General features: G+C 45.3%; 25 protein-coding genes and 1 other annotated feature. Of the genes, 19 read left to right on the forward strand and 6 right to left on the reverse strand.

Annotated features, from left to right (window positions below; genetic code table 11):
* From H509_RS0116735 to H509_RS0116765, 7 genes are all read left to right on the forward strand, one after another.
* Window positions 1–369, forward strand: a 369-nt coding sequence (locus H509_RS0116735; RefSeq protein ID WP_028546094.1) for a hypothetical protein, incomplete at its 5' end; no start/stop codon positions are given.
* A 231-nt stretch (window positions 370–600) separates the two neighbouring features.
* Entirely contained in the window at window positions 601–1,230 is a 630-nt protein-coding gene (locus H509_RS0116740; protein WP_028546095.1) for an NAD(P)H-dependent oxidoreductase, read from the forward strand.
* A gap of 359 nt (window positions 1,231–1,589) precedes the next feature.
* Window positions 1,590–3,026 carry a hypothetical protein gene (locus H509_RS0116745; RefSeq protein WP_028546096.1) on the forward strand — a complete coding sequence of 479 codons (1,437 nt, stop codon included), beginning with the start codon at window positions 1,590–1,592 and terminating at the stop codon, window positions 3,024–3,026.
* A 45-nt stretch (window positions 3,027–3,071) separates the two neighbouring features.
* On the forward strand, window positions 3,072–3,932 hold the full coding sequence (locus H509_RS0116750; protein ID WP_028546097.1) for a phosphate ABC transporter substrate-binding protein: 861 nt from the start codon (window positions 3,072–3,074) through the stop codon (window positions 3,930–3,932).
* Window positions 3,933–4,014: 82 nt separating this feature from the next.
* The gene (pstC, locus tag H509_RS0116755) at window positions 4,015–4,968 is read left to right on the forward strand and encodes a phosphate ABC transporter permease subunit PstC (RefSeq protein ID WP_028546098.1); all 954 of its coding nucleotides are present in this window, start codon (window positions 4,015–4,017) and stop codon (window positions 4,966–4,968) included.
* Complete coding sequence (gene pstA / locus H509_RS0116760) at window positions 4,965–5,849, forward strand: phosphate ABC transporter permease PstA (RefSeq protein ID WP_028546099.1); 885 nt, start codon at window positions 4,965–4,967, stop codon at window positions 5,847–5,849. The genes pstC and pstA overlap by 4 nt, the downstream gene beginning before the upstream one ends.
* A gap of 132 nt (window positions 5,850–5,981) precedes the next feature.
* Complete coding sequence (locus tag H509_RS0116765; RefSeq protein WP_028546100.1) at window positions 5,982–6,512, forward strand: KilA-N domain-containing protein; 531 nt, start codon at window positions 5,982–5,984, stop codon at window positions 6,510–6,512.
* A gap of 86 nt (window positions 6,513–6,598) precedes the next feature.
* Here the strand turns inward: H509_RS0116765 and H509_RS25690 are convergent, their stop codons facing one another.
* Window positions 6,599–7,696, reverse strand: a complete 1,098-nt coding sequence (locus H509_RS25690; protein WP_051287282.1) for a peptidylprolyl isomerase — start codon at window positions 7,694–7,696, stop codon at window positions 6,599–6,601.
* Between the two features lie 172 nt (window positions 7,697–7,868).
* On the opposite strand from H509_RS25690, the gene H509_RS0116775 reads away from it, so the two are divergent.
* From H509_RS0116775 to H509_RS0116785, 3 genes are all read left to right on the forward strand, one after another.
* Window positions 7,869–8,327 (forward strand): cell wall hydrolase, encoded by a 459-nt coding sequence (locus H509_RS0116775; RefSeq protein ID WP_028546101.1) that lies wholly within the window; start codon window positions 7,869–7,871, stop codon window positions 8,325–8,327.
* A 155-nt stretch (window positions 8,328–8,482) separates the two neighbouring features.
* Window positions 8,483–8,914, forward strand: coding sequence for a spore coat protein GerQ (gene gerQ, locus H509_RS26860; RefSeq protein ID WP_084159281.1), 432 nt, complete (start codon window positions 8,483–8,485; stop codon window positions 8,912–8,914).
* A 139-nt stretch (window positions 8,915–9,053) separates the two neighbouring features.
* The gene (locus H509_RS0116785; protein WP_028546102.1) at window positions 9,054–10,202 is read left to right on the forward strand and encodes an MGDG synthase family glycosyltransferase; all 1,149 of its coding nucleotides are present in this window, start codon (window positions 9,054–9,056) and stop codon (window positions 10,200–10,202) included.
* Between the two features lie 107 nt (window positions 10,203–10,309).
* Here the strand turns inward: H509_RS0116785 and cysW are convergent, their stop codons facing one another.
* The 4 genes from cysW to H509_RS0116805 all read right to left on the reverse strand — a co-directional run bounded on the left by cysW (window position 10,310) and on the right by H509_RS0116805 (window position 13,517).
* Window positions 10,310–11,224 (reverse strand): sulfate ABC transporter permease subunit CysW, encoded by a 915-nt coding sequence (cysW, locus tag H509_RS25700; RefSeq protein WP_051287285.1) that lies wholly within the window; start codon window positions 11,222–11,224, stop codon window positions 10,310–10,312.
* Between the two features lie 41 nt (window positions 11,225–11,265).
* Window positions 11,266–12,117 (reverse strand): sulfate ABC transporter permease subunit CysT, encoded by an 852-nt coding sequence (cysT, locus tag H509_RS0116795; protein WP_051287287.1) that lies wholly within the window; start codon window positions 12,115–12,117, stop codon window positions 11,266–11,268.
* A gap of 97 nt (window positions 12,118–12,214) precedes the next feature.
* Window positions 12,215–13,285, reverse strand: a complete 1,071-nt coding sequence (locus H509_RS0116800) for a sulfate ABC transporter substrate-binding protein (protein WP_051287289.1) — start codon at window positions 13,283–13,285, stop codon at window positions 12,215–12,217.
* Window positions 13,266–13,517 carry a YezD family protein gene (locus H509_RS0116805; protein ID WP_051287291.1) on the reverse strand — a complete coding sequence of 84 codons (252 nt, stop codon included), beginning with the start codon at window positions 13,515–13,517 and terminating at the stop codon, window positions 13,266–13,268. The genes H509_RS0116800 and H509_RS0116805 overlap by 20 nt, the downstream gene beginning before the upstream one ends.
* 364 nt (window positions 13,518–13,881) lie before the next feature.
* On the opposite strand from H509_RS0116805, the gene H509_RS0116810 reads away from it, so the two are divergent.
* Both H509_RS0116810 and H509_RS0116820 read left to right on the forward strand, forming a co-directional pair.
* Window positions 13,882–14,706: an aldo/keto reductase gene (locus tag H509_RS0116810; RefSeq protein ID WP_028546106.1), complete on the forward strand. Its 825-nt coding sequence runs from the start codon at window positions 13,882–13,884 to the stop codon at window positions 14,704–14,706.
* A 104-nt stretch (window positions 14,707–14,810) separates the two neighbouring features.
* Window positions 14,811–15,069: a binding site (T-box leader), on the forward strand.
* 134 nt (window positions 15,070–15,203) lie between these two features.
* Window positions 15,204–16,553, forward strand: a complete 1,350-nt coding sequence (locus H509_RS0116820) for a sodium-dependent transporter (protein ID WP_028546108.1) — start codon at window positions 15,204–15,206, stop codon at window positions 16,551–16,553.
* Between the two features lie 71 nt (window positions 16,554–16,624).
* Here the strand turns inward: H509_RS0116820 and H509_RS0116825 are convergent, their stop codons facing one another.
* A complete protein-coding gene (locus tag H509_RS0116825) occupies window positions 16,625–17,287 on the reverse strand; it encodes a 3'-5' exonuclease (RefSeq protein ID WP_028546109.1) in 663 nt (220 codons plus the stop codon).
* 322 nt (window positions 17,288–17,609) lie between these two features.
* Here H509_RS0116825 and H509_RS0116830 point away from each other — a divergent pair, with 322 nt between their 5' ends.
* The 7 genes from H509_RS0116830 to H509_RS0116860 all read left to right on the forward strand — a co-directional run bounded on the left by H509_RS0116830 (window position 17,610) and on the right by H509_RS0116860 (window position 23,869).
* On the forward strand, window positions 17,610–18,125 hold the full coding sequence (locus tag H509_RS0116830; RefSeq protein ID WP_028546110.1) for a hypothetical protein: 516 nt from the start codon (window positions 17,610–17,612) through the stop codon (window positions 18,123–18,125).
* Between the two features lie 208 nt (window positions 18,126–18,333).
* Complete coding sequence (locus H509_RS0116835) at window positions 18,334–19,158, forward strand: transporter substrate-binding domain-containing protein (RefSeq protein WP_028546111.1); 825 nt, start codon at window positions 18,334–18,336, stop codon at window positions 19,156–19,158.
* 73 nt (window positions 19,159–19,231) lie between these two features.
* Window positions 19,232–19,885: an amino acid ABC transporter permease gene (locus H509_RS0116840; RefSeq protein WP_028546112.1), complete on the forward strand. Its 654-nt coding sequence runs from the start codon at window positions 19,232–19,234 to the stop codon at window positions 19,883–19,885.
* 53 nt (window positions 19,886–19,938) lie between these two features.
* The gene (locus tag H509_RS0116845; protein WP_028546113.1) at window positions 19,939–20,688 is read left to right on the forward strand and encodes an amino acid ABC transporter ATP-binding protein; all 750 of its coding nucleotides are present in this window, start codon (window positions 19,939–19,941) and stop codon (window positions 20,686–20,688) included.
* Window positions 20,689–20,830: 142 nt separating this feature from the next.
* Entirely contained in the window at window positions 20,831–21,169 is a 339-nt protein-coding gene (locus tag H509_RS0116850) for an antibiotic biosynthesis monooxygenase family protein (RefSeq protein WP_028546114.1), read from the forward strand.
* 190 nt (window positions 21,170–21,359) lie between these two features.
* Window positions 21,360–22,562 carry an amino acid deaminase/aldolase gene (locus H509_RS0116855; protein ID WP_028546115.1) on the forward strand — a complete coding sequence of 401 codons (1,203 nt, stop codon included), beginning with the start codon at window positions 21,360–21,362 and terminating at the stop codon, window positions 22,560–22,562.
* Window positions 22,559–23,869, forward strand: a complete 1,311-nt coding sequence (locus tag H509_RS0116860; protein ID WP_028546116.1) for a D-arabinono-1,4-lactone oxidase — start codon at window positions 22,559–22,561, stop codon at window positions 23,867–23,869. The genes H509_RS0116855 and H509_RS0116860 overlap by 4 nt, the downstream gene beginning before the upstream one ends.
* The last annotated feature ends 147 nt before the right edge of the window (window positions 23,870–24,016 follow it).

The raw sequence follows: 24,016 nt of genomic DNA on the forward strand, positions 1-24,016 counted from the left end.
CAAAGCTATCAGCCGTATGGCCAAGTGCAAAGCATAACGGCGCAAAGCCACGGCGCGCACCAAAATGTAGTGCCGCAAAGCTATCAGCCGTATGGCCAAGTGCAAAGCATAACGGCGCAGAGCCACGGGGCGCACCAAAATGTAGTGCCACAAAGCTACCAACCGTACGGCCAAACATACAGTGTGACGGGTCAAGGCTATGGAGAGTCATCCAATATGGTGTCGAGCAGTTACTCAGGTGCAGGCCAAGCGCAAAGCACTTCGGGACAAACCTACAGTGGAGACAACCAGCAAGGTTCTTACACGGCAAGCAGTTATGCACCTGGTAGCTACGTCAAGAGCTACACATCACAATCTCATTTGGTATAACGATAAGGACAAAGCAACTTCTTCGGAGGTTGCTTTGTTTTTATTTACATATAACATTAATTACTTATATAATCGTTGTTAAACGAAGTGAGTATACAAGAGGGCCGGACAAGAAGTCGTGAAAGAAAAAGGACTTGACATTAGCTCGGATTCGAGATAAGATACTATACATAAGTTAGTAAATGATTTAATAATATTAAATACATCTTCGAGAGTGAGGTTTTAATTTTTATGAAAAAAGTGCTCGTAGTTAACTCGAATCCTAAACCAACTGAGATGTCCTTCGGACGTCGCCTGAGTGATCATTTCTTAGCGGAGCTGAAGGCAGCTAGCGCTGTTGAAGTAACAACTGTGAACCTTTATGAAGAACATATTCCGCTCATCGACGGCGCTGTACTTGATGCATGGGGTAAAGCAGCAGCTGGCGCTGAATTGTCTCAAGGTCAACAAGAAACACTTGGCCGCATGAATGAGATTTTGGATCAATTCATTGCAGCAGACTTGGTTGTATTCGTTACACCGATGTGGAATTTAAGTTATCCGCCACTGCTTAAAGCATATATCGACAACTTGTGTATTGCAGGTCGTACATTCCGTTATACAGCAGAAGGCCCACAAGGCTTGCTGAACGGCAAAAAAGTGGTTCATATCGAAGCACGTGGTGGCGCATATGCAGAAGCGCCTGCTTATCAATTCGCTAACAACTATTTGCAAGCGATTATGGCGTTTGTGGGCATTACAGACTTCGAAAATATCGTTGTAGAAGGTATGAACGCAACTCCTGATCAAGCAGAAGCTATATTGGCAGCAGCTAAAGCAAACGCAGAAGCTAGCGTAAAGCGTCTGTTCGCGCAAGTATAAGAAGACAACAAGCAAGCAGAGGAATTTTCAGGTCAGCAATGACAAGGAAATTCCTCTTTTTTCGTGCCATTTTTTTGTTCGTCTGGATAGAATTTTATGGAAGTTCAGCTCTTTGGGGTAAAGGATATGTAAAAGAGTGCTGCTGCTTTCTTTTTAGCGTTTATGCGCAAAGCAGTGCAAAAAAGAGATAATCTCGTGACCGCAGTAGCTGAACAGCTAGTCGAGGACACGCTGAGGACAGAGGACGATATTTTATAAAAATCAAATATTTACATGATCTTCACAAGAAGCTGAAACTGAATTTACATTCATATGTGAAAATAAAACCAGAATCCTACTACATACAAAAGGGTGAAAATATGAAACGTAATTTGCTGACCGTATTAGCAACCTCTATCCTTGTCTCCTCATTTCTCGTACCAAGTGTCTCAGGTGCAGCAGAAGCTGGCAAGAGCAAGGTAACCATTTTGGCGCCTGCCCAGAAGGCAGCAACATCTTCTGTAAGTATTGTAGTTGACGGTAAAGCAAGCACTGTGCGCACGCTGCAAACAGGCGGCGCTACTTTATACGCGATCCGTGATTTGGCAAGTGCGCTGCATGTTACGCTGGAAGCTGAGCAAGGCATTATTTACTTGTATGGCGGACAACCTTTGCACGTTATTCAATTACAGCCGAATGTGAAATCTTATCAAGCTGATGGTGTTACGGTAGAGTTCACGCAAGCTCCTGTTTCGAAAAATGGGGTTCTATATGCAGAGCTGGATGCACTGGTGACGGCATTGGGCGGTGAGCGTACAACAGATAAAGGCGAATTGCAATTTGCAAGATACAAGAAGCTTGATGGAGATTTTAGTGCGCCACGATGGAACGCTAGCGGAAAAGCCATCGTAACTCGTACCTCTGATGCAGGCGTTCAAGTCTATGCATTTAACCCTGTTACAGCAGAATATCAGCAACTATCAGCTAACGAAGATGCTGCGGAACTAGCTGTATCACCAGATGGGAAATGGGGGGCATACACAGACGCCAACAGCCAACTTCACTTGATCGATCTGGCAAGCGGATCTACGCAGACTTGGGGCAGTGACACTTCCGTGAAAACGGACTTGAGCTGGTCACCGGATAGCAAGCTGTTGTATTTTGCGCAGGGTGACAAGCAAGAGAAGATTGCTTCTATCAGTTTAGATGGGGGCACAGTCAAAACGATTGTTAACGATAAGGTAGAGAATAAATCTAATATTCGGATCGCTGCTGATGGCAAGACGCTCTTATATGCGGTAAGTATTACTGGTGTCGCTAAAAACGATGCAGACAGCACGGAAGAGTCCTTAACTATCGACTATTCCAATGCAGGTGATCAGCTGTACATATTGGATACAAGTGTGAAAGAAGGTAAGCCCGTTCAAATAACGACTGGCAAAGACAATAAGCTGTATGCAAGCTTACTGAATGACGGTCGAGTCGTGTATGTGAGTGCGGATCCAGAGGGTACTGCTAACGCTAACTTATCCGCGATTACGGTTAGCGATAAGAAAACGACCATTTTAGTAGATGATATCGATGTAACGGTTGCTGCATTGTCCACGTCTGGACAATTATTCGTAGCGGGTACCACTAAAGATGGCAGCACTAAGTTGTATGAAGTCAAATCGGACGGCAAGAAAAACGTAGTATATACTACAGCCGGCACAATTACCGAGCTGACACCGTCAGCTAATGGAACGAGCATTGCAGCAATCGAAGATGGTTCTGCAATTGTCATTACAGAAGGCAAAGCAACTAAGCTGAGTAAATAATAATTTCACTACAATGACGTGTACGCACGAGAGGAGAAATATAAAATGAACAAACGAGTTCGCGCATTTTCGATGGCACTTATTGTTTCTTTATTTGCAGTAACGACTTTATTCAGCGGTGCTGCTTCCGCTAAAGAGGAGCTAAAAGGTCGCATTACGATTAACGGTTCGACAGCACTTCTGCCAATGACATTACAAGCAGCTAAGGAATTTCAGAAGCTGAATCCAAAAGTGAAAATTGCAGCTTCTGGTAAAGGATCTGTCACAGGACCACAAGCGGTCAAGAAAGGTATTGCTCAGATTGGTGCATGCGACTGGGATGCTTCCATTGATGTGCCAGGTTTTAAGGCTTTTGAAGGTCAAGTTGCTAACAAAGTGGCTGTCATTCCGTTTGCAACGATTGTAAATAAAAATGTAGGCGTAAGCAACCTGACTACAGAGCAATTAAAAGGAATTTACTCTGGTAAAATTACGAACTGGAAAGACGTTGGCGGCAGTGATTCCGATATCGTTGTAATTACGCGTGCATTTGGTTCCGGCACTCGTGTTAACTATCAGCTGAAAGCACTTGGCGGCGGAGATATTACAAAGAAGAAAGAGAACTATAAAGAAGTAGGCTCTAGCGGCGATATGAAAACAGCCGTTGCAACAACACCTAACGCGATTGGTTATATCGACCTTGTTTATGTGAACAGTGATGTCAAAGCTGTGAAATTTAACGGCGTAGAACCAACAACAGACAACGTCATTAACGGTAAATATAAAGTGTGGTCTTACGGCTACTATATGACAAAAGGCCAGCCAACTGGTGCGACAAAAGCTTTTATTGAATATGTTCAAAGCACGAAGTTCCAACAAGGTTCGTTGAAAAAGTTAAAATTTATTCCGCTTTCTGCTATGAAATAATCGGTTAAAATTTGATTCCATATTGTTCATAACGGCCAGCCTCCAAACCTAAAGGGGCTGGCCGTTATATGGGGGAACATCGATGAGCACTGAAGTGCAAACAATAGCGTCCATGGAGGGCGCCAGCTTGTTAAAAACATCTAATCGGCGTCGGTTTAATCGTTACGCGCGAGTTCAATTTACGAATAAGTTGTTTAAATACATTTTTCTGTTCAGCATTCTTATGTTATGTTTGGTCCTTGCGTTAGTTATTTTCTTTATTGGGAAGACGGGTATTCTCACCTTTAAGGACATTACGTTGGCAGACTTCTTCTTGTCTATGGATTGGACACCAGAGGAAGGACACTTTGGAGCGCTGGCGTTTATTTTAAATACGCTGTCATTGACTGGAATTACGTTGCTAATTGCAGTGCCGATTTCAGTGGGAATGGCATTTTTGCTAGTCGAAATTGCGCCGGAATGGTTTAAGCAATTTGTACGACCTGTACTAGACCTGCTGGTAGGTATACCTTCAATTGTGTATGGTTACTTGGGGCTAACCGTGTTAATTCCGTTGCTTCGCGAATGGAGTGGAGAGAACCTGGGTGATGGGTTGTTTGCAGCAGCACTCGTACTTGCACTAATGATTTTGCCGACGATTGCTCGCGTTAGCGACGAGGCTATTGCGGCTGTGCCGAAGAAATATCGGGAAGCAGCCTATGCACTTGGTTCTACGCGATTGCAGGTTATGATGCGGGTTGTGCTGCCTGCGGCAGGCAGAGGGATTGTGGCTGCGATTATTCTTGGCATGACACGTGCCATCGGCGAGACGATGGCGGTTGTGATGGTGATCGGTAATACGGCGCAGTTTGCGACAGATCTCTTTATGCCAACATCGGTGCTGACAAGTAATATTGTAATGCAAATAAGCAACGTCGAGTTTGAGTCTACGTGGAATTACGCGCTTCATATGATGGCGTTCCTATTGCTTATCATTTCCTTTATTCTGATTCTCATCATTCGTTTAATGAGTCGCAAACGGAGGCAGGAAGCATGAGTTCATTTGTAAATACGAATCGCAACAAGCGGGCCAAGTTATATAATCATACGGCCACGGGCTTGTTCTACTTGCTTGGCTGCTCCGTGCTGCTGCTCATTTTCTGGATGCTTTATACGATTTTGAGCAAAGGACTGCCTGACATCACGCTGGACTTTTTGACAAAAGTTCCAGAGGAGATGGATGCGGGTGGTGGTATTGGCCCGGTATTGTTTAACTCTTTTTACATCTTAATTATTTCTCTCGTCATTTCTGTACCTATTGGTGTAGGGGCAGGTATTTACTTGGCTGAATATGCTCCGAACAACCGTTTTACCGAGATTTTGCGTATGGCTGTAGAGACGTTGTCTTCTGTACCCTCAATCGTATTTGGTTTGCTCGGACTAGCTATATTTGCTGAGTATTTTCAAATTGGGCTTACGATTATAGGCGGTGCTGTCAGCTTGGCATTTTTAAACTTGCCGATGTTGGCACGTGTGACCGAAGAAGCGATTCGAGCAGTGCCAGAAGAATTGCGTAATGCCTCTTATGCGCTTGGCACAACGAAGTTTCAAGTGATCCGTACCGTTGTAATTCCAGTTGCGCTACAAGGTATTATTACAGGCATTTGCCTAGTGGCAGGGCGAGCATTTGGGGAGTCGGCGGTTATTATTTTGACGGCAGGATTAAGTACATCTGGTGAAATGTGGGACTTTAATTTATTTTCCCCAGGAGAAACGTTGGCTGTGCATCTGTGGTACGTCCAATCAGAAGCGATAGTAGAGGATGCGGCGTCGATTGCCGACAAATCTGCCGCGGTGCTTGTGTTTGTTGTCTTATTTATTAATTTGATCTTCCGAATCCCGCTGTGGTTGAACAATCGGCGTATGAAGCAGCGCTAATCTTTAAATTGAAGCCATTCTGCTAGCGGAGCGAGTCTAACATAGGCTCGCTTATTTGCGTATCCATAGTGTGGTCAAATCGGTATAATTGGAGATACTAAGGCACATGAGATTGGTAGGAGGGGAAGCGCTATGCGAAATATAAAGGTGCCGTATGGATATGAGCCTGAAAAAGCTTTATACAAAGGTACGTTAATTTATTATGATTCGTTTGAACACACATCGGACATACAGCTAGATCTGGCGGTACAGCAAGCTGAACAGCGATCTTTTGCCAAGCTTGTCTTGTACCCGCTGCATGAGCAGAGCGTAAAACGGATGTATGCGGAGCCGGTTAGTGCTTATTACAAGCGCGAAGATCGTTTGCATGAATGGAAGCGCAACCGCGGTTATCGTGAGGTGGCCATTGAAGGATGGGAGGGGAAACGGAAGAAATATACGCCCGTAGATACGGCGCTCCAACACCTGATGGACAGCTATCAGGGACCTTATTTCTTGTATGTTACTCCTGACATGGCTAACTTATTGGCTTCCTACGCGTCTTTTGAGAATTGGATCGTGAAGGTCAGATTGCTTCTATCACAAGAGCCGGATGTTATTCATCCGCGGCTTACACAGTATCGGCAGCGATGGGATTGGGCAGGGGAAAATACGACCAAATGATAAACAAAGACTCCAGCCAAGCAACCGCTTGAAAGGAGTCTTTGTTATGTACGATCAGATTGGATAGGAGCCGGTTCCTATTCCAATTAAGAGTGAGATGTTCCTTCTGTTGCTGGATCTGCTTTCTTTTCCAACGAATTGGTGATAGTAGCCTTGGACTTCAGTTCATCAATCCAGGATGGATACAACTGGGACACTTTCTGAGCGATAAGCGCATCCTTGATGTCGCCTTTCTTCTCTTCAAATGTAACCGTATGAGCTGCCTTGCGATCAGTCGTCTTAATGACATGGTAACCAAATTGGCTCTTAACTGGTTCGCTTACCTCGCCCGTCTTCAAGGCAAAGGCCGCTTTTTCGAATTCAGGCACCATTGCTCCAGCTCCGAAGAAGCCGAGGTCGCCGCCTTTGTCTTTGGAACCGTCAGATGACTTTTCTTTCGCAAGTGTTGCAAAGTCAGCGCCTTCTTTAAGCTGTTTTACAATGGCGTCGGCTTCTTCTTTCGTTTTCACTAAAATATGAGATGCACGAACTTGCTCAGGCGTGTTCATGCTCGCTTTGCTCTGCTCGAACATTTGCTTGACTTCATCGTCTGTAACCGATACTTTGGCGGACAGAAGTTTAGTGAGTTCTAATTGCTTCACCACTTGTTCACGCAGCGTCGCGGTAGTCATACCTGCTTGTGCCAGTGCAGCGTTCAACTCATCTTCGGAATTAAAGCCTTTCTTAACTTTCTCCATCTCTTTGTTTACATCCGCATCGGAGATCGTCAAGTTTGCTTTTGTCATTTCTTGACGAATAAGCTCATTCGTAATCAAGTTGTCCAGCGTCTGTGCCCCGCCCTGCTTGGCGAGTTCGTCATACAATTTATCCTTGCTGATAGCCGTTCCATTTACGGTCGCTACCGTAGAGCTGGAAGCGTCACTCTTGATGGACATCGGCAAAATAAGCGCTACTAATGCCAGCGCAAATATAACGGTTGTCCCGATCCAGAAGCCAGTGCCAATTCCTCTTGCGCGCTCTTGCTCTTTCACAAGAGATTCAGCTACTGGTGTTTCTAGTGTAGTAAGGAGCTGCTGCTCTGTTATAGGCTCCTCGTGACCCTCCTTGTTGCTTGTGTGTTCAGGTGTTGGCTTGTCCTGCGTGTTGTTCTTCTTCTCTTCTAATTCCGTCTCTTGATCTTTCACTACAGTTTATTCCTCCTCTTAGTTCGAACATCTAAATTTTACTATATACGCCTTAGTATAGGCCAGCCTTAATCAAAAGTTAATTTTAGATTAAAAATGACAAGTTTGCACAAGTCACCAATTAGGCCATAACACATATGATGGTAACGTGTGAAGGGAGGGAAAGCGTCGAGTGGCAGTAATCAAATCCAATTCGGAACATGAGCGAATGCTGGCCCGTCTCATGCGCGCGGAGGCTGAAGGAGAAGGCGAGCAAGGGATGATGATGGTTGGTAACGTTGGTGTGAATCGTGTGCTTGGAGATTGTCTTGATTTCCGCAATATTAGAAGTATACCCGATATGGTGTACCAAAATCCGGGTGGATTTGAGGCAGTGCAAAAAAGTTATTTTTACCAAAAAACACGTGACAGGGACGTCCGGCTTGCAAGGCGCAGCATTGGCGGAGAGCAGACTTGGCCCGCTTCTAACGCATTATGGTTTTTTCGCCCTGCCGGAGCCTGCCCAGATACGTGGTACAATCAGCAAAATACGGGGCGGTTCAAAGCACACTGCTTTTTTGCACCAACGGCAAGTGATTGTCCAGCAGTATTCAGATCAAACAGCCCGTCTAACCGAAGTCCAATAGCGTAGTTTAGTAACCATTATAAGAGACAGCGAATAGCTGAAAAGGAGAGAGCATTAAAATGGCATATACGCATTATCCTGTACATCCCGTACATCCTGTACAACCGGTTCATCCGGCTTTTTCATCGGCTCAAGCTCGAAACGGTTCTTATGGAGGCGGCATGCTCCCGATGCCTTACGGCCAGCCAGTTGGCGGAGTAGGCTCCGTTCCTTTTGCTCAGCCGCAGCCTGGTTTTACACAGCAGACTATGGTTCCACCGCAAGTGCCAAGTGGAGGCTTTATGACACCAACAGGTGCAGTATTGCCGAATACGAATTTTGAGCAGTCATACGTTGAAAATATTTTGCGCTTAAATTTGGGCAAAGTAGGCACGTTCTATATGACTTATGAGAACAATTCCGAATGGAATGCCAAAATTTTTAGAGGCGTTGTGGAAGCAGCGGGCAGAGACCACATTATTATCAGCGACCCGATGACAGGACAACGTATCATCTTGCTGATGGTTAATCTGGACTACGTAACTTTTGACGAACCGCTTGTGTATCAATATCCAGGCGTCACTGGCAATACAGGCAGGGAAGAAGAAGCATAACGAAGCTAGAGCGAGCCGGAACTGTATAGTTGCGGCTTTTTTCTTTTACGAACTTTTAAAATGACAATGATAACAGGTTGATAGTTGGTTGCTACGATAAAGAGTAGCTATGTATCTTTATCGAAGCGGGGGATAAGCGATGCAGCGAGACACCGTGTTTGTGTTAACAGCAACCTATGGAGACGGTCACTGGCAGGTGGCGCAGGCGTTAAAAAACCGTTTGCTCGAAGCAGGCGTTCGTGTGCGCATTATTAATTTGATGGCGGAGGCACACCCGGTATGGGACGCGGTCATTCGGTTTTTATTTTTGCAAAGCTCTAAGCTGTCGCTGATAGGCATGAATTATTATGGCTGGAGCTATTACGGTACGAGGACGATGAAGCGCAACCACCCATTAGTGCGGACCGGCTTTACGTTAGGTATGAATGCTTTAAAAAAGATGCTGCTTCAGGAACGTCCGGTCGGGGTAATTAGCACATTTCCTTACTTTGATGTCGCTCGATTATGTACGGGAGTGGGATTGGATATTCCGACGTTTACCGTAATGACGGATTATGATCTCCATCATCGCTGGATTTTGTCCACGCAAGACCGTTATTATGTCGCTTCGGACGCTTTAAAGCAAGGGATGGTTACCCAAAATATTGGCGAGGAGCAGATTGTCGTGAGTGGAATTCCACTGCGCGCTGCGTTTGCTTCTGCTCAAGAACGACTGATGAACCGACTTGCCCTTGGGCTGGACCCACACAAGCGAGTGACGCTGTTAATGTCTGGGGGATATGGGGTTGGATGGTCTGTAGAAAAAGGGCTCCGCATGTTGAGAAGGATTCCGGAGCATCAAGTAATAGTCGTTTGTGGGAAAAATGAAAAGCTGTTTCAAGAGCTGCAGCAGCAATATGACCAGACAGCAGATGTTCATTTGTTTGGTTATGTGGAAGATATCGCCCAATTGATGTCTTGTGCGGACGCGGTGGTGACAAAAGCAGGTGGAGTTACGGTTAGTGAGGCGATGTCCTTGCAAGTGCCGTTATTTATTTGTCGCCCGCAGCCTGGTCAGGAACTGGAAAATGCCCGATTCCTGGCAGCCCAGGGGATGGCGAAAGTGGCGAAGCACGAAGCAGAACTTGTGCAATTGATGGAGGCGGCGTATGATCAGCCCACTCAGTTACAAAACATGCGTGACCGTATGGTTTCTATGTCACGGCCACACGCCGCCGCCGCGGTTGTGCATGACATGCTGGAGACATTGCAGCGCCATCAATCGGGGACGTGTTTGCACAAAGGCTAGCAGTTCAAATTCACAATTTACATAGTTCATAATTGTCATGAACCCACACAGCTGTTTGGTTTGACTGGAAACAGCCGTGTGCGCAAATGTAGAAATTAAAGGGCCTCTCACCTTGCGTCCTGCTGCTGACGTTGACGAAGCAGGTCGAACCAGTGCTGTAGTATAAGCGTAGCACAGGCGACGAGGACTAACAGGGTAGCAACGGCAAATGCAGCAGAAAATTGATATTCGTTGTACAAAATTTCAATATGCAAAGGCATTGTGTTGGTTTCTCCCCGAATATGGCCGGATACGACGGATACTGCTCCAAACTCACCCATTGCTCGTGCATTGCAGATGACGATGCCGTACAATAAGCCCCATTTCATGTTCGGTAAAGCGACTCTCCAGAACAACTTCCACCCGTTAGCACCCAAAGTAATAGCAGCTTCTTCCTCTTGTATGCCCTGTGATTGCATAAGCGGGATCAGTTCTCTGGCAACAAAGGGAAAGGTAACAAACAAGGTGCCAAGTATGATGCCAGGCCATGAAAAAATGATCGAGATACCCTGCTCAGACAGCCAAGTCCCGAACCAACCGTGTGCGCCAAACAATAATACGAACACAAACCCAGCGATGACAGGGGACACGGAGAATGGGACGTCAATCAAGGAAATAAGCAGCTGCTTGCCCCGAAATGTAAACTTAGTAATACACCAAGCTGCCGCTACGCCAAACAGGGCGTTAAGCGGCACAACGACAAGTGCTGTAAGCAAAGTTAAGCGTATGGCAGACCAAGCATCCGGGTCCGTGAGTGCGGCAACAAACACATCTGCTCCACGTTTAAATGCTTGCACAAAAATCGACACTAGCGGCAGCAGCAGTACTAGTGTAATAAAGAGCAGCACAATGCCAATAAGGATGTGCTGAACGCGTAGGCTTTCTGTTGTGACAGCATGCCCTGAGTGGTTGCTTTGTTTAGTGTTAGGAACTGGGGCTGGAGCTGCTGTTAGTGTAACGGAATCAGGGGGTGTGGGATACATAGGCGATACCTCTCTTTTAGGAACGATCGGGTGTTCACATGTTAAAGCGAACCGAAGCGGCGTGTATATCGCCACTGGATTGCATTCATAATTACAAGCAAAATAAAAGCTATAATGAGCATCATTAGGGCAATCGCAGTTGCGCCTGCATAATCAAATTGTTCCAGCTTAGTCATCATTAAAAGCGGGGCAATTTCGGTCTTGTAAGGCATATTACCCGAGATAAAGATAACGGAGCCGTATTCGCCAATGCCCCGTGCAAAAGCGAGCGTAAAACCGGTCATGATCGCTGGCAAAAGCTGTGGCAGTACAACACGGCGGAACGTCTGAAAGCGACGGGCACCGAGTATGGCGGCTGCCTCCTCGACGTCTACATCCCAATGTTCCAGTACGGGCTGAACGGTACGTACGACAAAGGGCAGACCGATAAAGATGAGCGCAATCGTAATACCGAGCACAGAGTAAGCGCTTGGAATACCTAAGGCATAGAGCCATTGTCCCATCCAGCCATTTTCTGCGTAGATGGCCGTTAACGAAATGCCTGCTACGGCTGTTGGCAGTGCAAACGGCAAATCAATGATCCCGTTTATAAGCCTTTTCCCGGGAAATGAATAGCGCACGAGTACCCACGCTGTCAGGAAACCAAATACAACGTTAACGAGCGCTGCTAACAAGGAAGTCAAGAAACTGACGCGATAGGCAGCCATGACCCGTTTATCCAGCACCAGGCCCCAGAACGTATCCCAGCTCATGTTCATCGATTGCAGGACGACTGTAGAGAGCGGAATTAAGACGAGCAATGACAAGTAGATAAGGGTAAACCCGAGTGTCAAACGAAACCCGGGCAGTACTCGAAAAGGTCGAACACGAGGTTTGTCTGGGGCAGGTTTCATTGAAGTTCCTCTTTCCTAATCCGTAGTATGGTTATGCGGCAAGACAAAAGTGTCACAGGACGTCTACCTGCCAAGTGTAGTTTCCTTAAAAGATTCGTTATTTGGTATAAATTTGGTCGAACAGGCCGCCATCTGCAAAGTGTTTCTTCTGAGCCTCTCCCCAGCCTCCAAAATCTTTATCAATGGTTAGTAAGTCAATCGTTGGAAAAGTAGATTCATATTTTTTTGCGATCGCTTCCAGACGAGGACGGTAGTAATGTTTGGCGATAATTTCTTGCGCTTCTTCCGTATACAGGTATGCCAAGTATGCTTCAGCAGCTTCCCGTGTTCCTTGCTTGTCAACGATGGAGTCCACTACGGCTACAGGAGGCTCAGCCAGAATGCTAAGTGAAGGCACGATGATATCAAATTTATCTTTGCCAAGTTCATTAACTGCAAGGAAAGCTTCATTTTCCCAAGAGATTAACACGTCACCAATGCCGCGCTCCACAAATGTAGTTGTAGAGCCCCGAGCGCCGGAGTCCAGCACAGGTACACGGGTGAACAATTGTTTGATAAAGTCAGTTGCTTTTACTTCATCCTGATTGTTGTGCTTGAGCGCGTATCCCCATGCTGCGAGGTAGTTCCAACGGGCGCCACCTGAAGTCTTCGGGTTAGGAGTAATGACGGATACGTCTTCCCGAATAAGATCATTCCAATCTTTAATTTGTTTCGGGTTACCTTTACGAACAAGAAAAACAATCGTGGAGTAGTAAGGAGCGCTGTTATCTTTCAGCCGTTTCTGCCAGTCAGGCTTAAGAAGTCCAGCTTGAGCAATGGCATCGATGTCGTAGCCTAAGGCGAGTGTAACCACATCTGCTTTTTGCCCGTCAATAACGGATCTTGCTTGTTTACCGCTACCCCCGTGAGACTGTTTAACGACAACGGTGTCACCTGTTTTGGACTTCCAATAAGCGGCGAATGCTTTGTTGTATTCGGCGTATAACTCGCGTGTAGGATCATAGGACACATTTTGAATTTCGATAGTTTTGCTTTCTTTACTATCGTTTGCAGCGCCCGATTCCTTGCTGCTTCCGCATGCGGCGGTAGTAATGGTTGTGAGGAGCGCGAGGACGATTACGGCGACGGTTTTGGACGTCCTTTTCGTGTTAACGTTTGCGTTTAGCATGGGTGGTAGCCCCTTTCTCTTTATAGGCTGGCATCGCATCGTGCACGTCGTAGCGATGTCGCTCGGTTTTCTCAATCTGAACAATTTGCCCATTATGAACGACGATTTGAATCGCTCCGAATTGTAAGCCACGTAGGTGTGTGGCGATCCGTTCCAGCCAAATGAGCTCATCGGTCTGCAAATTGTGAATTGAATTATGAGTTCCTCCTTGATAAGACGGCAAACTACTCATCGTTAATTCCTCCCTTTTAAATGTGCAATCAAAAAGCCGGAGATACCCCCATAAACGACATCTAGGTTGCATCTCCGGCTATCCGGTCGACTTGTGCTTGATCCAGTATTATCTTATAATTCCGATTGAGTTACTTTGTTATGTTTGTATGTTAACAGCGGCCATTGGCACTGTCAACAATATCATGACCAGTTTACTACTTATTGTCATTTTCAAAAAAAGAATTGATTAATTTGAGTAATTAAGGAGGTATAGTTGGTATTTGTGGCTTGTGAGGCTGAAGTTTGCTTCAAATTGCAGTTTAATACTATACTAAATGGGATGGACAATCGATGTGATCACATCGTTACTAAGGAGGTTTACCATGCTTATTACGTTAAACAACGGCATCAAGATGCCGCAGCTTGGACTGGGTGTATGGCGTGTGGAAGAAGGACAACAAGTTGTAACAGCAGTAAAGACGGCACTTGAAGTTGGCTATCGACATATTGATACGGCTGCTATTTATAAGAATGAAGAAGGTGTAGGCGAAGCCATTCGACAATCTGGCGTGCCGCGTGAAGAGATCTTTTTGACAACAAAAGTATGGAATGCGGATCAAGGCTATGATGCAACGATTCAAGCATTAGAAGAAAGCCTCAGAAAGTTGGGAACGGACTACGTGGACTTGTACCTTGTCCATTGGCCCGTACCGGAACGTGATCTATATGTAGATACATACAAGGCGTTAGAGAAATTGTTAGAAGACGGGCGTGTTCGTTCAATTGGAGTATCCAATTTTAATATTCATCATTTGGAGCGGTTGTTAAGTGAGACTACCATTAAGCCTGTAGTCAATCAGGTAGAATGTCATCCACGCCTCGTGCAGCATGAATTGCGTGCCTTCTGTGAGCAGCATGACATTCGACTGGAAGCGTGGAGTCCGCTGATGCAGGGTGGGGATATCCTTGACAACGAGGTGATTCTCAAGCTGGCACAACAGTATGACAAGACCGCGGCGCAAGTCATTATCCGTTGGCACTTGCAGATGGGCAACATTGTAATTCCGAAGTCCATTACACCTTCACGAATTGAAGAGAACTTTAATGTATTTGATTTTGAGCTGACTTCTGACGAAATCGCAGCTATTACGGCGTTAAATCAGGACAAGCGTGTAGGTCCCGATCCAGATACGATGAACGTATTTTAATAGGATCTGAGAATTTAATGTAGTTTATTTCCAATTGAAATCTACTGTTGACAGCTGAAATGGATATCCCTATAATTCAATATATTCATTTCAAACACATAAGCGTCAACATGTTGAATGGAAGTAGTAGGATGTCACGGTAATGCGCAGAGAGCTGCTGGTAGGTGAGAGGCAGTCATACAGTGTATCTGAACTCGTCCTGGAATGGCAAGATGGAACGGATAATGTTATCCTATTATATCTTGACGGGTTGCCTCCGTTATCGGGTATGCGATGCTTTAAGCACGCAGTTGAGTTGGATCTGATTTTGTTTCAGATCAATAAGAGTGGTACCGCGAAGGTTACAGGCCTAACGTCTCTTTTTTAGAGAGGTTAGGCCTTTTTTGTTTGACCGTAGGCCAACAATTGTCCAAATGGCATTTGTGCCTCAAGACATTGTGCCGTGCAAAGCAGGAACAAATAAGGCTACTAACAAAAGGGGAAAGGCGTGAGACAGCATGAATCGTCAAGCAGAGAAATGGACGTCTAAAGTCGGCTTTATTATGGCCGCAGCAGGATCGGCGATCGGCATCGGAGCAATATGGAAGCTTCCGTACATAGCAGGTACGAATGGAGGCGGAGCCTTTTTCCTCTTGTTTATTTTGTTTACGCTGCTAATTGGCTTGCCGCTTCTGTTAGCTGAGTTCGTCATTGGCCGCAGCACACAGAAGACCGCGGTTGAAGCGTATGAAGCATTGGCGCCAAAGTCTGGCTGGAAGTGGATCGGTAGGTTAGGTGTGTTTACAAGCTTTATGATACTTTGTTTTTATAGTGTCGTGGGTGGATGGACGTTAGTTTATTTATTCCGCTCGCTTATGGGGCAGCTTGTAGGTGCAGGCGTAGATTACAGCAAACTGTTCGATCAGACCATTGCTAATCCAACGGCTTCATTGATCGGGCAATGCTCATTTATATTGATTACCATTTTGGTCGTAGCTAAAGGTGTGCAAAAAGGGATTGAGACTGTAAGCAAGTTTTTACTTCCAGGTTTATTTTTACTGTTTGTTGTGCTCATTATTCGTTCCTTAACGTTACAAGATGCAATGAAGGGCGTTGAATTTTTTTTGCGGCCGGACTTCTCGAAATTGACCTCAGAGGGGATTTTGTTCGCGCTTGGTCAGTCATTTTTTGCGATAAGTGTAGGTATTTCTATCATGGTTACTTACAGCTCCTATCTCGATCGCAAGGAAAGTTTGCCACGTTCAGCCTTTACAGTTGTAGGATTAAACTTGTTAGTCTCGCTGCTGGCGGGCTTGGCTATATTTCCGGCGATTTTCTCGGCAGGTCTTGAGCCGACTGCGGGACCTGGCTTATTGTTTATTGCATTGCCTTCAGTATTTGAGCATATCCCATTTGGCGGTTTGTTCTTAACAGCTTTTCTGGCATTATTTGCGTTTGCGACTTTGACTTCCTCTTTTTCCTTGCTTGAAAATATTGTGGCCTCCTTTCCAATGTCTGAGGGCCATGCACAACGAAAGCGTTGGAGCTGGATGATCGGCGGTGCAAGCTTTGCGCTTGGTGTCCCGGCGGCATTGTCGTTTGGGGTGCTTGATCATGTTACGATTGCAGGCAAAAACATTTTTGACTTTATGGACTTTACCGCTTGTAACGTGTTAATGCCAATCGGGGCGTTGCTCATTTCTCTGTTTGTCGCTCATCGATTAGAACGCAGCGTACTTATAGATCAACTGCACAATGGCTCTTCATCTGGAAGCAGATGGTTTACGCTCTGGATATTCCTGCTTAAATACGTGGTACCTGTTGCGATCATTATCGTGTTTTTAAATGCAATTGGTATTGTTGGTTAGCATCTCAACACAAAACAGCCAATCTCGGGACTGAACACCTGGGATTGGCTGTTTGGACGTTAATCGGCCGGCTAGGATAAATGAAGCTTTGATAACGCCAAAAATGGATTGTCCGCCTTGTCATCTGCAGACTGATCTTGATAAATAAGCTCGCTCTCATAGCTGGCTTTGTCGTCTGTCTTATTCAGATGGAATTTAATGCGATCTGCATAATGCATATATATAAGTGCTGTATTATAAGCGTCATCAAGTGCACGATGATGTGAACCAACAAATGTAATATCAAGTGACTCCAAGGCTGGTTTAAGACCAATCTGCTGATTATGGCCCCTGCCCATTAAGGTAGATACTTGCTTTTGCAAGTTAGTGTGATTTAATAGCCAGTACAAAGAGATTTCTTTGTGTCGGCACTCCTTAACAAACTGAACCTTATCGTCTTCTCCCCATGAACACAGAGCATAGTTATCAGTATCAATCCAAGCAATAAATTGGTCCAGCACGCTTTGCAGCGTCTCAGCCGTATGGACGTCCTGTTGAGTAATCCCTGTAAAAGATACCGTATCTTTAGTTAATTGTGGTGACAGCACCGGACGTACAAACGATTGGAACGTATCGACAATGACGGGCTTATCTTCTTCGATAGCAACTTTGACGGCTCCAATTTCAATAATTTCAGAAGGTTGTCCCCTTCTTCTTGTCACGGTCATTTCCAAATCATAGATGATAGCTAGCATGCTGATGTCCCTCGTTTCTCTCTTCACATTCATTACTAGATTGTATCATATCTGAAGAGGTTAGCAATTGGTGATGCTATCCACCAGTAGATTTGAGGAGTAGAGGCAGGCGATGAACCTGCGACAAGTGATTGATGTCCTAAACGAGATCCTTTTGTTTATGATACGATAACAAAAATTTAACATGGGCCGAAAATAACTTTACATTAAACCGTTAAATTTTGGCTTGTAAACGATTGCGATATCGATTAAAATTCGACTTGAAATGGGTACATAGTATGATCTCGGAAGTTCTAATTGTCGAATGAGGAGGTCCAAAGTTGTGGTTCAAATACGTTATCAGAAATCGAATGTAAGGTGGAAGTGGTTACTTGCTTTTGCTGCTGTATGCGGTTGTGTTGGTTTGACGTATGCGGCTCTAATGATGGATTTGATGTTGACACGCCGGTTTGTGGCGGCAGTCATTGCCCTGATGGGATTCAGTTTCTTTGGTACGTTTCTAATAGTAGGGACCCGTGCATTAATTCGTTCGGAACAAGTATTGTTTGCGTACAAGGATGAGGGGCTTCTGGCAGGTGACACAGTTGTGTTGTGGGGGGACATTCGACAAGTACGTGTGGAGCATACTCGGATTGGTATATTGTTTCAACCGATTTTCCCTAAGTTTGTATTTCTCTTGAAAAATGGTCAGCAGGTAGTGTGGAATACACAGTATTTGTTAAGCCATCAGGAAATGAGACGTTGGACAGAGGCGTTGCAGCGTGAGGTAAAGCAGAATAGCCATGCGCCTAGAAGCGATGAAGTGAGGATGCAGGAGCAGACTTCAGCTACAAGTTAGATGAAGGACTGGACATTATTATTTAATTTATATAAACTATATATTAGTAAGTGTCATAAAGCCATGCTTTGTCATGGCTTTTCTTATTGGGGCGGGAAGGTTTATTTTTGTTTTTTTCTGCACAGAGTATTGTAATTAGGGCGTGTATGCTCTATAATCCTGACTATGCTAGTCGGAATTAAAATTGAAAGCTAAAAGGGGATTCATCATGAAAAAGACAACTTGGAAACGGACGACACTATTTATCACTATACTTTCGGTTATCGCTATCATAGCAGTTGGCTGCAACACGCCAAAAAAGGAAGAGTCAAGCACCAACGCGTTGGAGCGCATTAAAAGCGAAGGTAAAATCGTAATCGGGATGATGGGCACCTATCCGCCATACAACTTTTTAAATGAGAAAAAAGAGGTAGATGGCTTTGATGCTGAGATGGCACGTGAAATTGCCAAGCGGATGGGCGTACAGGCGGAAATTGTAACAGGGGAATTTTCAGGATTAATTGAAGGTTTGCAAAAAAACAAATTTGACGGGCTTATTAGTCAGGTCACGATTACAGATGATCGGAAGAAAACTATCGATTTCTCGGCTCCCTACATTAAAAATGCAGTAAACGTAGTGGTGAAGGCAGATAACGATACGATTAAATCGGTTGAAGATTTTAAAGGTAAAAAAATAGGTGTAGGTTTGGGCACAAACGATGAAAAATATTTGCGGGAGCAAGTGCTCCCTAAAGTTGGAGATTTCGAGATTGCCACTTATAATGATGTCATTACATCGTTAATGGACTTGAATACAGGACGAATTGATGCCACAATTAACAATGTGTTTGCTTTAAAGCCGATTGTGGACAAGAACAATTTGAAAATTAAGGCTGTCGGTGAGCCTATTAAAGAAGACGTAGCCGGTGTTGCAATTAAGAAGGGCCAGCCGGAACTGCTTGAAGCAATTAACAAAGCATTTGATGAGATGAAGAAGGACGGCACTTACGCTGCTATTCACAAGAAATGGTTTGACGTAGAACCTACTTTGTAATCGTAATAACGTATTTAGAAGCGGTATAGGCAAATGGGGATTCAGGGTACCGTAACAACAGGGGGAACAGACGGTGTTTAATTTATTGTTTGAGCAAGGAAACATTCCATATTTGTTAAAAGGAGCTTATTTAACGCTGCAACTTACGCTTATTGCTTTGTTTGTGGGCTTCTTTATCGGACTGGCTGTTGCTGTTGTTCGCCTGAAAGGACCTAAGCCGCTTCAAATACTTGCACAATTTTATGTTTCTATTATTCGGGGAACACCGATTTTGGTTCAAATTTTTATTGTGTACTATGGTCTTCCCGATATTGGGGTTTCCTTCAGCCCGTTTATGGCTGCCTGCATCGTACTTAGTATTAATGTCAGCGCCTACTTGTCAGAGACATTTCGCGGTGCGATTTTGGCTGTGCCGCGTGGTCAGTGGGAGGCGGCAGCTTCGTTAGGGCTATCGCCGTGGCAGGTGATGCGGCGAGTCGTGCTGCCGCAGGCTGCACGTATTGCTATTCCGCCGATGGGTAATACCGCAATCGGGATGCTGAAGGAAACGTCACTAGTATCTGTTGTGACGGCAACGGAGTTGCTGCGTTCAGCGCAACTGCTTGTGGCCCAGTATTATGTGGCTTTGCCATTTTACCTTGCTATCGCAATGATGTATTGGATTATGAGCATTAGCTTTACCGCTATATTAAACCGGGTAGAGGCCAAGCTTGCAAAAGCCTACTAAATTCGTGCGATAGAGCAGCGTCCAGTTGATAGTATGGAGGAGGGTTACGTCATATGATTGAGATCACTGGACTTCATAAGCGTTATGGCAAGCACGAGGTGCTTGCGGATATTAATGCCAAAATTGATGCGGGAGAAATCGTAGTTTTAATCGGTCCGAGTGGATCAGGCAAGAGTACGCTGCTGCGTTGCTTGAACGGTTTGGAGCAGCCGAATGGCGGGTCGATCCGAGTGGGCACAACTACGTGGGGAGCAGATACGCCGCGGCGTGATATGAAACAAGTGCTGAAGCAGGTGAGAAGTCGTACGGGTATGGTGTTTCAGCAGTTTAATCTTTTCCCACACATGACAGTGCTGGAGAACGTCATTGAAGCGCCCAAGACCGTAAAAGGGATGACACATGATGCAGCAGTAGCGATCGCAGAAAGCTTGCTGGCTAAAGTGGGGCTGCTGGACAAAAGGAATGAGCATCCTGCTCGTTTATCTGGCGGTCAACAGCAGCGAGTTGCTATTGCCCGTGCATTGGCGATGCAGCCTGACATTATGCTGTTTGATGAACCGACATCAGCACTTGACCCTGAGTTGGTGGGCGAAGTGCTGAAAGTCATGAAGTCGCTGGCCGATGAGGGCATGACGATGATTGTCGTTACGCATGAGATGAAATTTGCACGCGAAGTTGCCAATCATGTTATTTTTATGAGTGACGGGCATATCGTGGAAGAAGGGAAGCCAGAACACTTTTTTACGGCTCCGAAGACGGAACGCGCTCAACGATTTTTACGGCAATTGGCGCAAGAAGAGTAAGAAGATTTATAACGAAGTCCTTGTTTGCCTTTTATGGCAGACGAGGACTTTTGTATATGTATGGATAATAATATTGACAATGATAATCTCTATCAATAATAATGAACTTAGATAATAATGCTGCAATAAAGGACGTGAACAGATGTTTATTGAGACGAAGACGATTACAGTTAAAGCAGGCACTTCGGATCTTGTAGTCAATCATTTTACAGGTGAAGGTATTATTGAGAAATCGGAAGGGTTTATCGATCTTAGTGTGCTCGTAAAGAAGGTTACAAGAGGTGATGAGGAAGTCATCGTGATGATTCGCTGGGATTGTGAGGAAAGCTGGAAGAAGTGGGAGACAAGTGAAGCCCATATCGAAGGTCATCGTCAAAGCCGAGGCAAGCCGAAACCAGATCATATCATCAGTTCGACTCATAGTGTATATGAAGTGAAGTCTTCCAAAGGACCTTATGTACAATCGAAAGCAACTGTATAACACGACAAGCTGACCCATTCGGATGAGGGGTCGGCTTTTTTTGTGCTTATTTAGCTTTAAATGGGGTCTTCATTTAACAGGCATATTCACGATGGACGCACATTACTAATTAGTATAGGAAGCGTGTTCACATTGTAGTAAGCGCATACAAGAACATAATTAAAAGGCTTGGGTAGAGGAGAAGTCAGGTATGAGCTATGGGGATGAACGAAAATATCGTCAATATGCCGATGCTTTTTCACAATTGCCTATGCCGTTTGCGTATTTGGATCTTGAGTATTTTCGGCATAACCTTGTCGATATTCTTAACAGAAGTGGTCAGAAACTGGTTAGGATCGCGAGTAAGTCTATACGTTCCGTATCCGTTTTACGTTTTATTTTGGAAAGCGATCGACGCTTTAGTGGAGTGATGTGTTACTCGGCACAGGAAGCGGTATGTTTGGCAGAGCATGGGGTAGATGATCTGCTCATCGGTTATCCCGTATGGAATGAGGATTCAATTCGGCCCCTATGCCGTCTAGTTAAACAAGGGAGAACAATCATTTTTATGGTAGATGACGTGAAGCATGTGGATCGGATAGCTTATTTTGCGAGGAAGGAACAGATTGTAATGCCGGTATGTCTTGACGTTGATATGTCCTCAGAGATTTACGGTTTGTACTTTGGTGTTAGACGCTCACCGGTTCGGCGTGTCGATGAAGCTGTCGTTATGGCGGAATATATCGAAAGGCAGCCTTTTGTCCGACTCGAAGGTGTGATGGGTTATGAGGCGCAAATAGCTGGCATAGGAGATCGTACGCCTAAACAAGCTTTGAAAAATACGGTCATATCTTTTTTAAAGCAAAGATCAATCCAAGAAATTGCTGTTAAACGTTCAGAGCTTGCTTACGAATTAAAGAAGCGTGATATACAGTACCGATTTTTTAATGGAGGAGGTACAGGCAGTCTCCATACCACCTGTAAAGAGGATGCTATTCATGAGGTGACAGCTGGCTCAGGTTTTTACGGACCCGCCTTGTTTGATCGATATGCGGATGTGAAATGTGCTCCGGCAGCAGGGTACGCAATCGAAATTGTAAGAATACCAAAGGAAGGTATTTTTACTTGTCATGGAGGGGGTTATACAGGATCAGGGGCTGACGGGATGGATAAGCTGCCACTGCCTTACCTCCCGTCAGGTAGCCGGTTGTTGGCATCAGAGGGAGCGGGGGAAGTTCAAACGCCGATTGTGTATGAAGGAGAAGAGCGCTTGCGAATCGGCGATCCTGTATTTATGCGGCACAGTAAAGCCGGGGAACTGTGCGAGCGTTTCAAAACGCTTCATTGTTATGAAAATGGGCAAGTGACGGGTCAGCTAAAGACGTATCGTGGAGAAGGGTGGTGTTTCGTATGAAGCGAACAGGCCCACGACAGTGGCGGAATTGGTCTGGCCTTGTACGAAGCCGTTTGCAAGAAGTGTGGTATCCGACGACTAGCGAAGAGATTGCGGAGGCACTTAAAGAAGCAGGCCGATCAGGCAAGACTATTAGAATGGTCGGCTCTAGCCACTCCTTCACCCCGCTAGTAGCGACCGATTGTATTCATCTCTCGTTAGATCAGATGCAGGGGATCACGAGTGTGGATTCGAACTTGCTGCTTGCTAATGTTCTTGCAGGAACAAAGCTGAAACGGCTTGGTGATGAGCTTGCAATGCTTGGATATGCACAGCAAAATCTGGGTGATATTAATGTACAGTCATTGGCAGGTGCATTCAGTTCAGGTACTCACGGCACAGGAATCAACTTTGGCATTATTTCAACACAAATAGAAAGCCTTACTGTAGTTACGGGAAGAGGCGATCTTATCGAATGCAGCGAGCGCGACAATGCGGCATGGTTTAAGGCATTGCAGGTGTCGTTAGGTGCATTAGGTGTTGTAACTGATGTGCGTCTGCATGTCATTCCAGCCGCACGTATGCATTATCAAAGCTCACGAATGTCGCTAGAGCAATGTTTGTATGCCTTGCATGCTCTATGTACGACTAATCGGCATTTTGAATTTTACTGGTTCCCTTATACCGATCAAGTACAAGTCAAAGTGATGAATACAACAGAAGCAGCAGCAACCAAAAGCAGAGGATGGAACATATTGAACAAGCTGGTAATCGAAAATGGGGTATTCTGGCTGATGTCAGAACTGTGTCGTGCAGTTCCTCAATTGAGCGCGGCTATGAGCCGCATATCAGCAGCATGTGTTCCAATAGGAGAGGAAGTTGGTGCAGCTCATAAACTATTTGCCACTCCGAGGCTAGTTCGCTTTCATGAGATGGAGTACAGCGTTCCTGCTGACGCGCTGCCATCAGCCTTGGAAGAGATTAGAGAATGTATTTTACGCAAGAAACATAAAGTACATTTTCCAATTGAATGCAGGTATGTTCGAAATGATGATATCTGGCTGAGCCCTGCTTTTGGCAGGGACTCCGCCTACATTGCTGTTCACATGTACAAGGGGATGCCATTTGGCCCCTATTTTGAAGATGTTGAGCGTATACTGCTGCGTTATGAGGGAAGGCCGCATTGGGGAAAGCTTCATCATCTGAGAGCAGAACAGCTCAAAACCTTATATCCACGCTGGGATGACTTTTTGCAAGTGCGCAAAGAGCTGGACCCGCAGGGGATACTATTGAATCCCTACTTGAAATCTGTATTTGGAATAGATTAGTTGTTCCAGACTGAAATGGATAAGGCGCACTTAGCTAGCGAGCCGCTCATGCCCAAATTGGAGTAGAGCGGCCTGTTTTTGGCTTCCATTGAACCAATTTAGTTGTCATCCTCGTCGTCATCCTCGTCATCAGAATAGGAGCCGTCC

This window comes from Paenibacillus taiwanensis DSM 18679, assembly GCF_000425125.1.
GTDB classification, from domain to species: domain Bacteria; phylum Bacillota; class Bacilli; order Paenibacillales; family Paenibacillaceae; genus Paenibacillus_B; species Paenibacillus_B taiwanensis.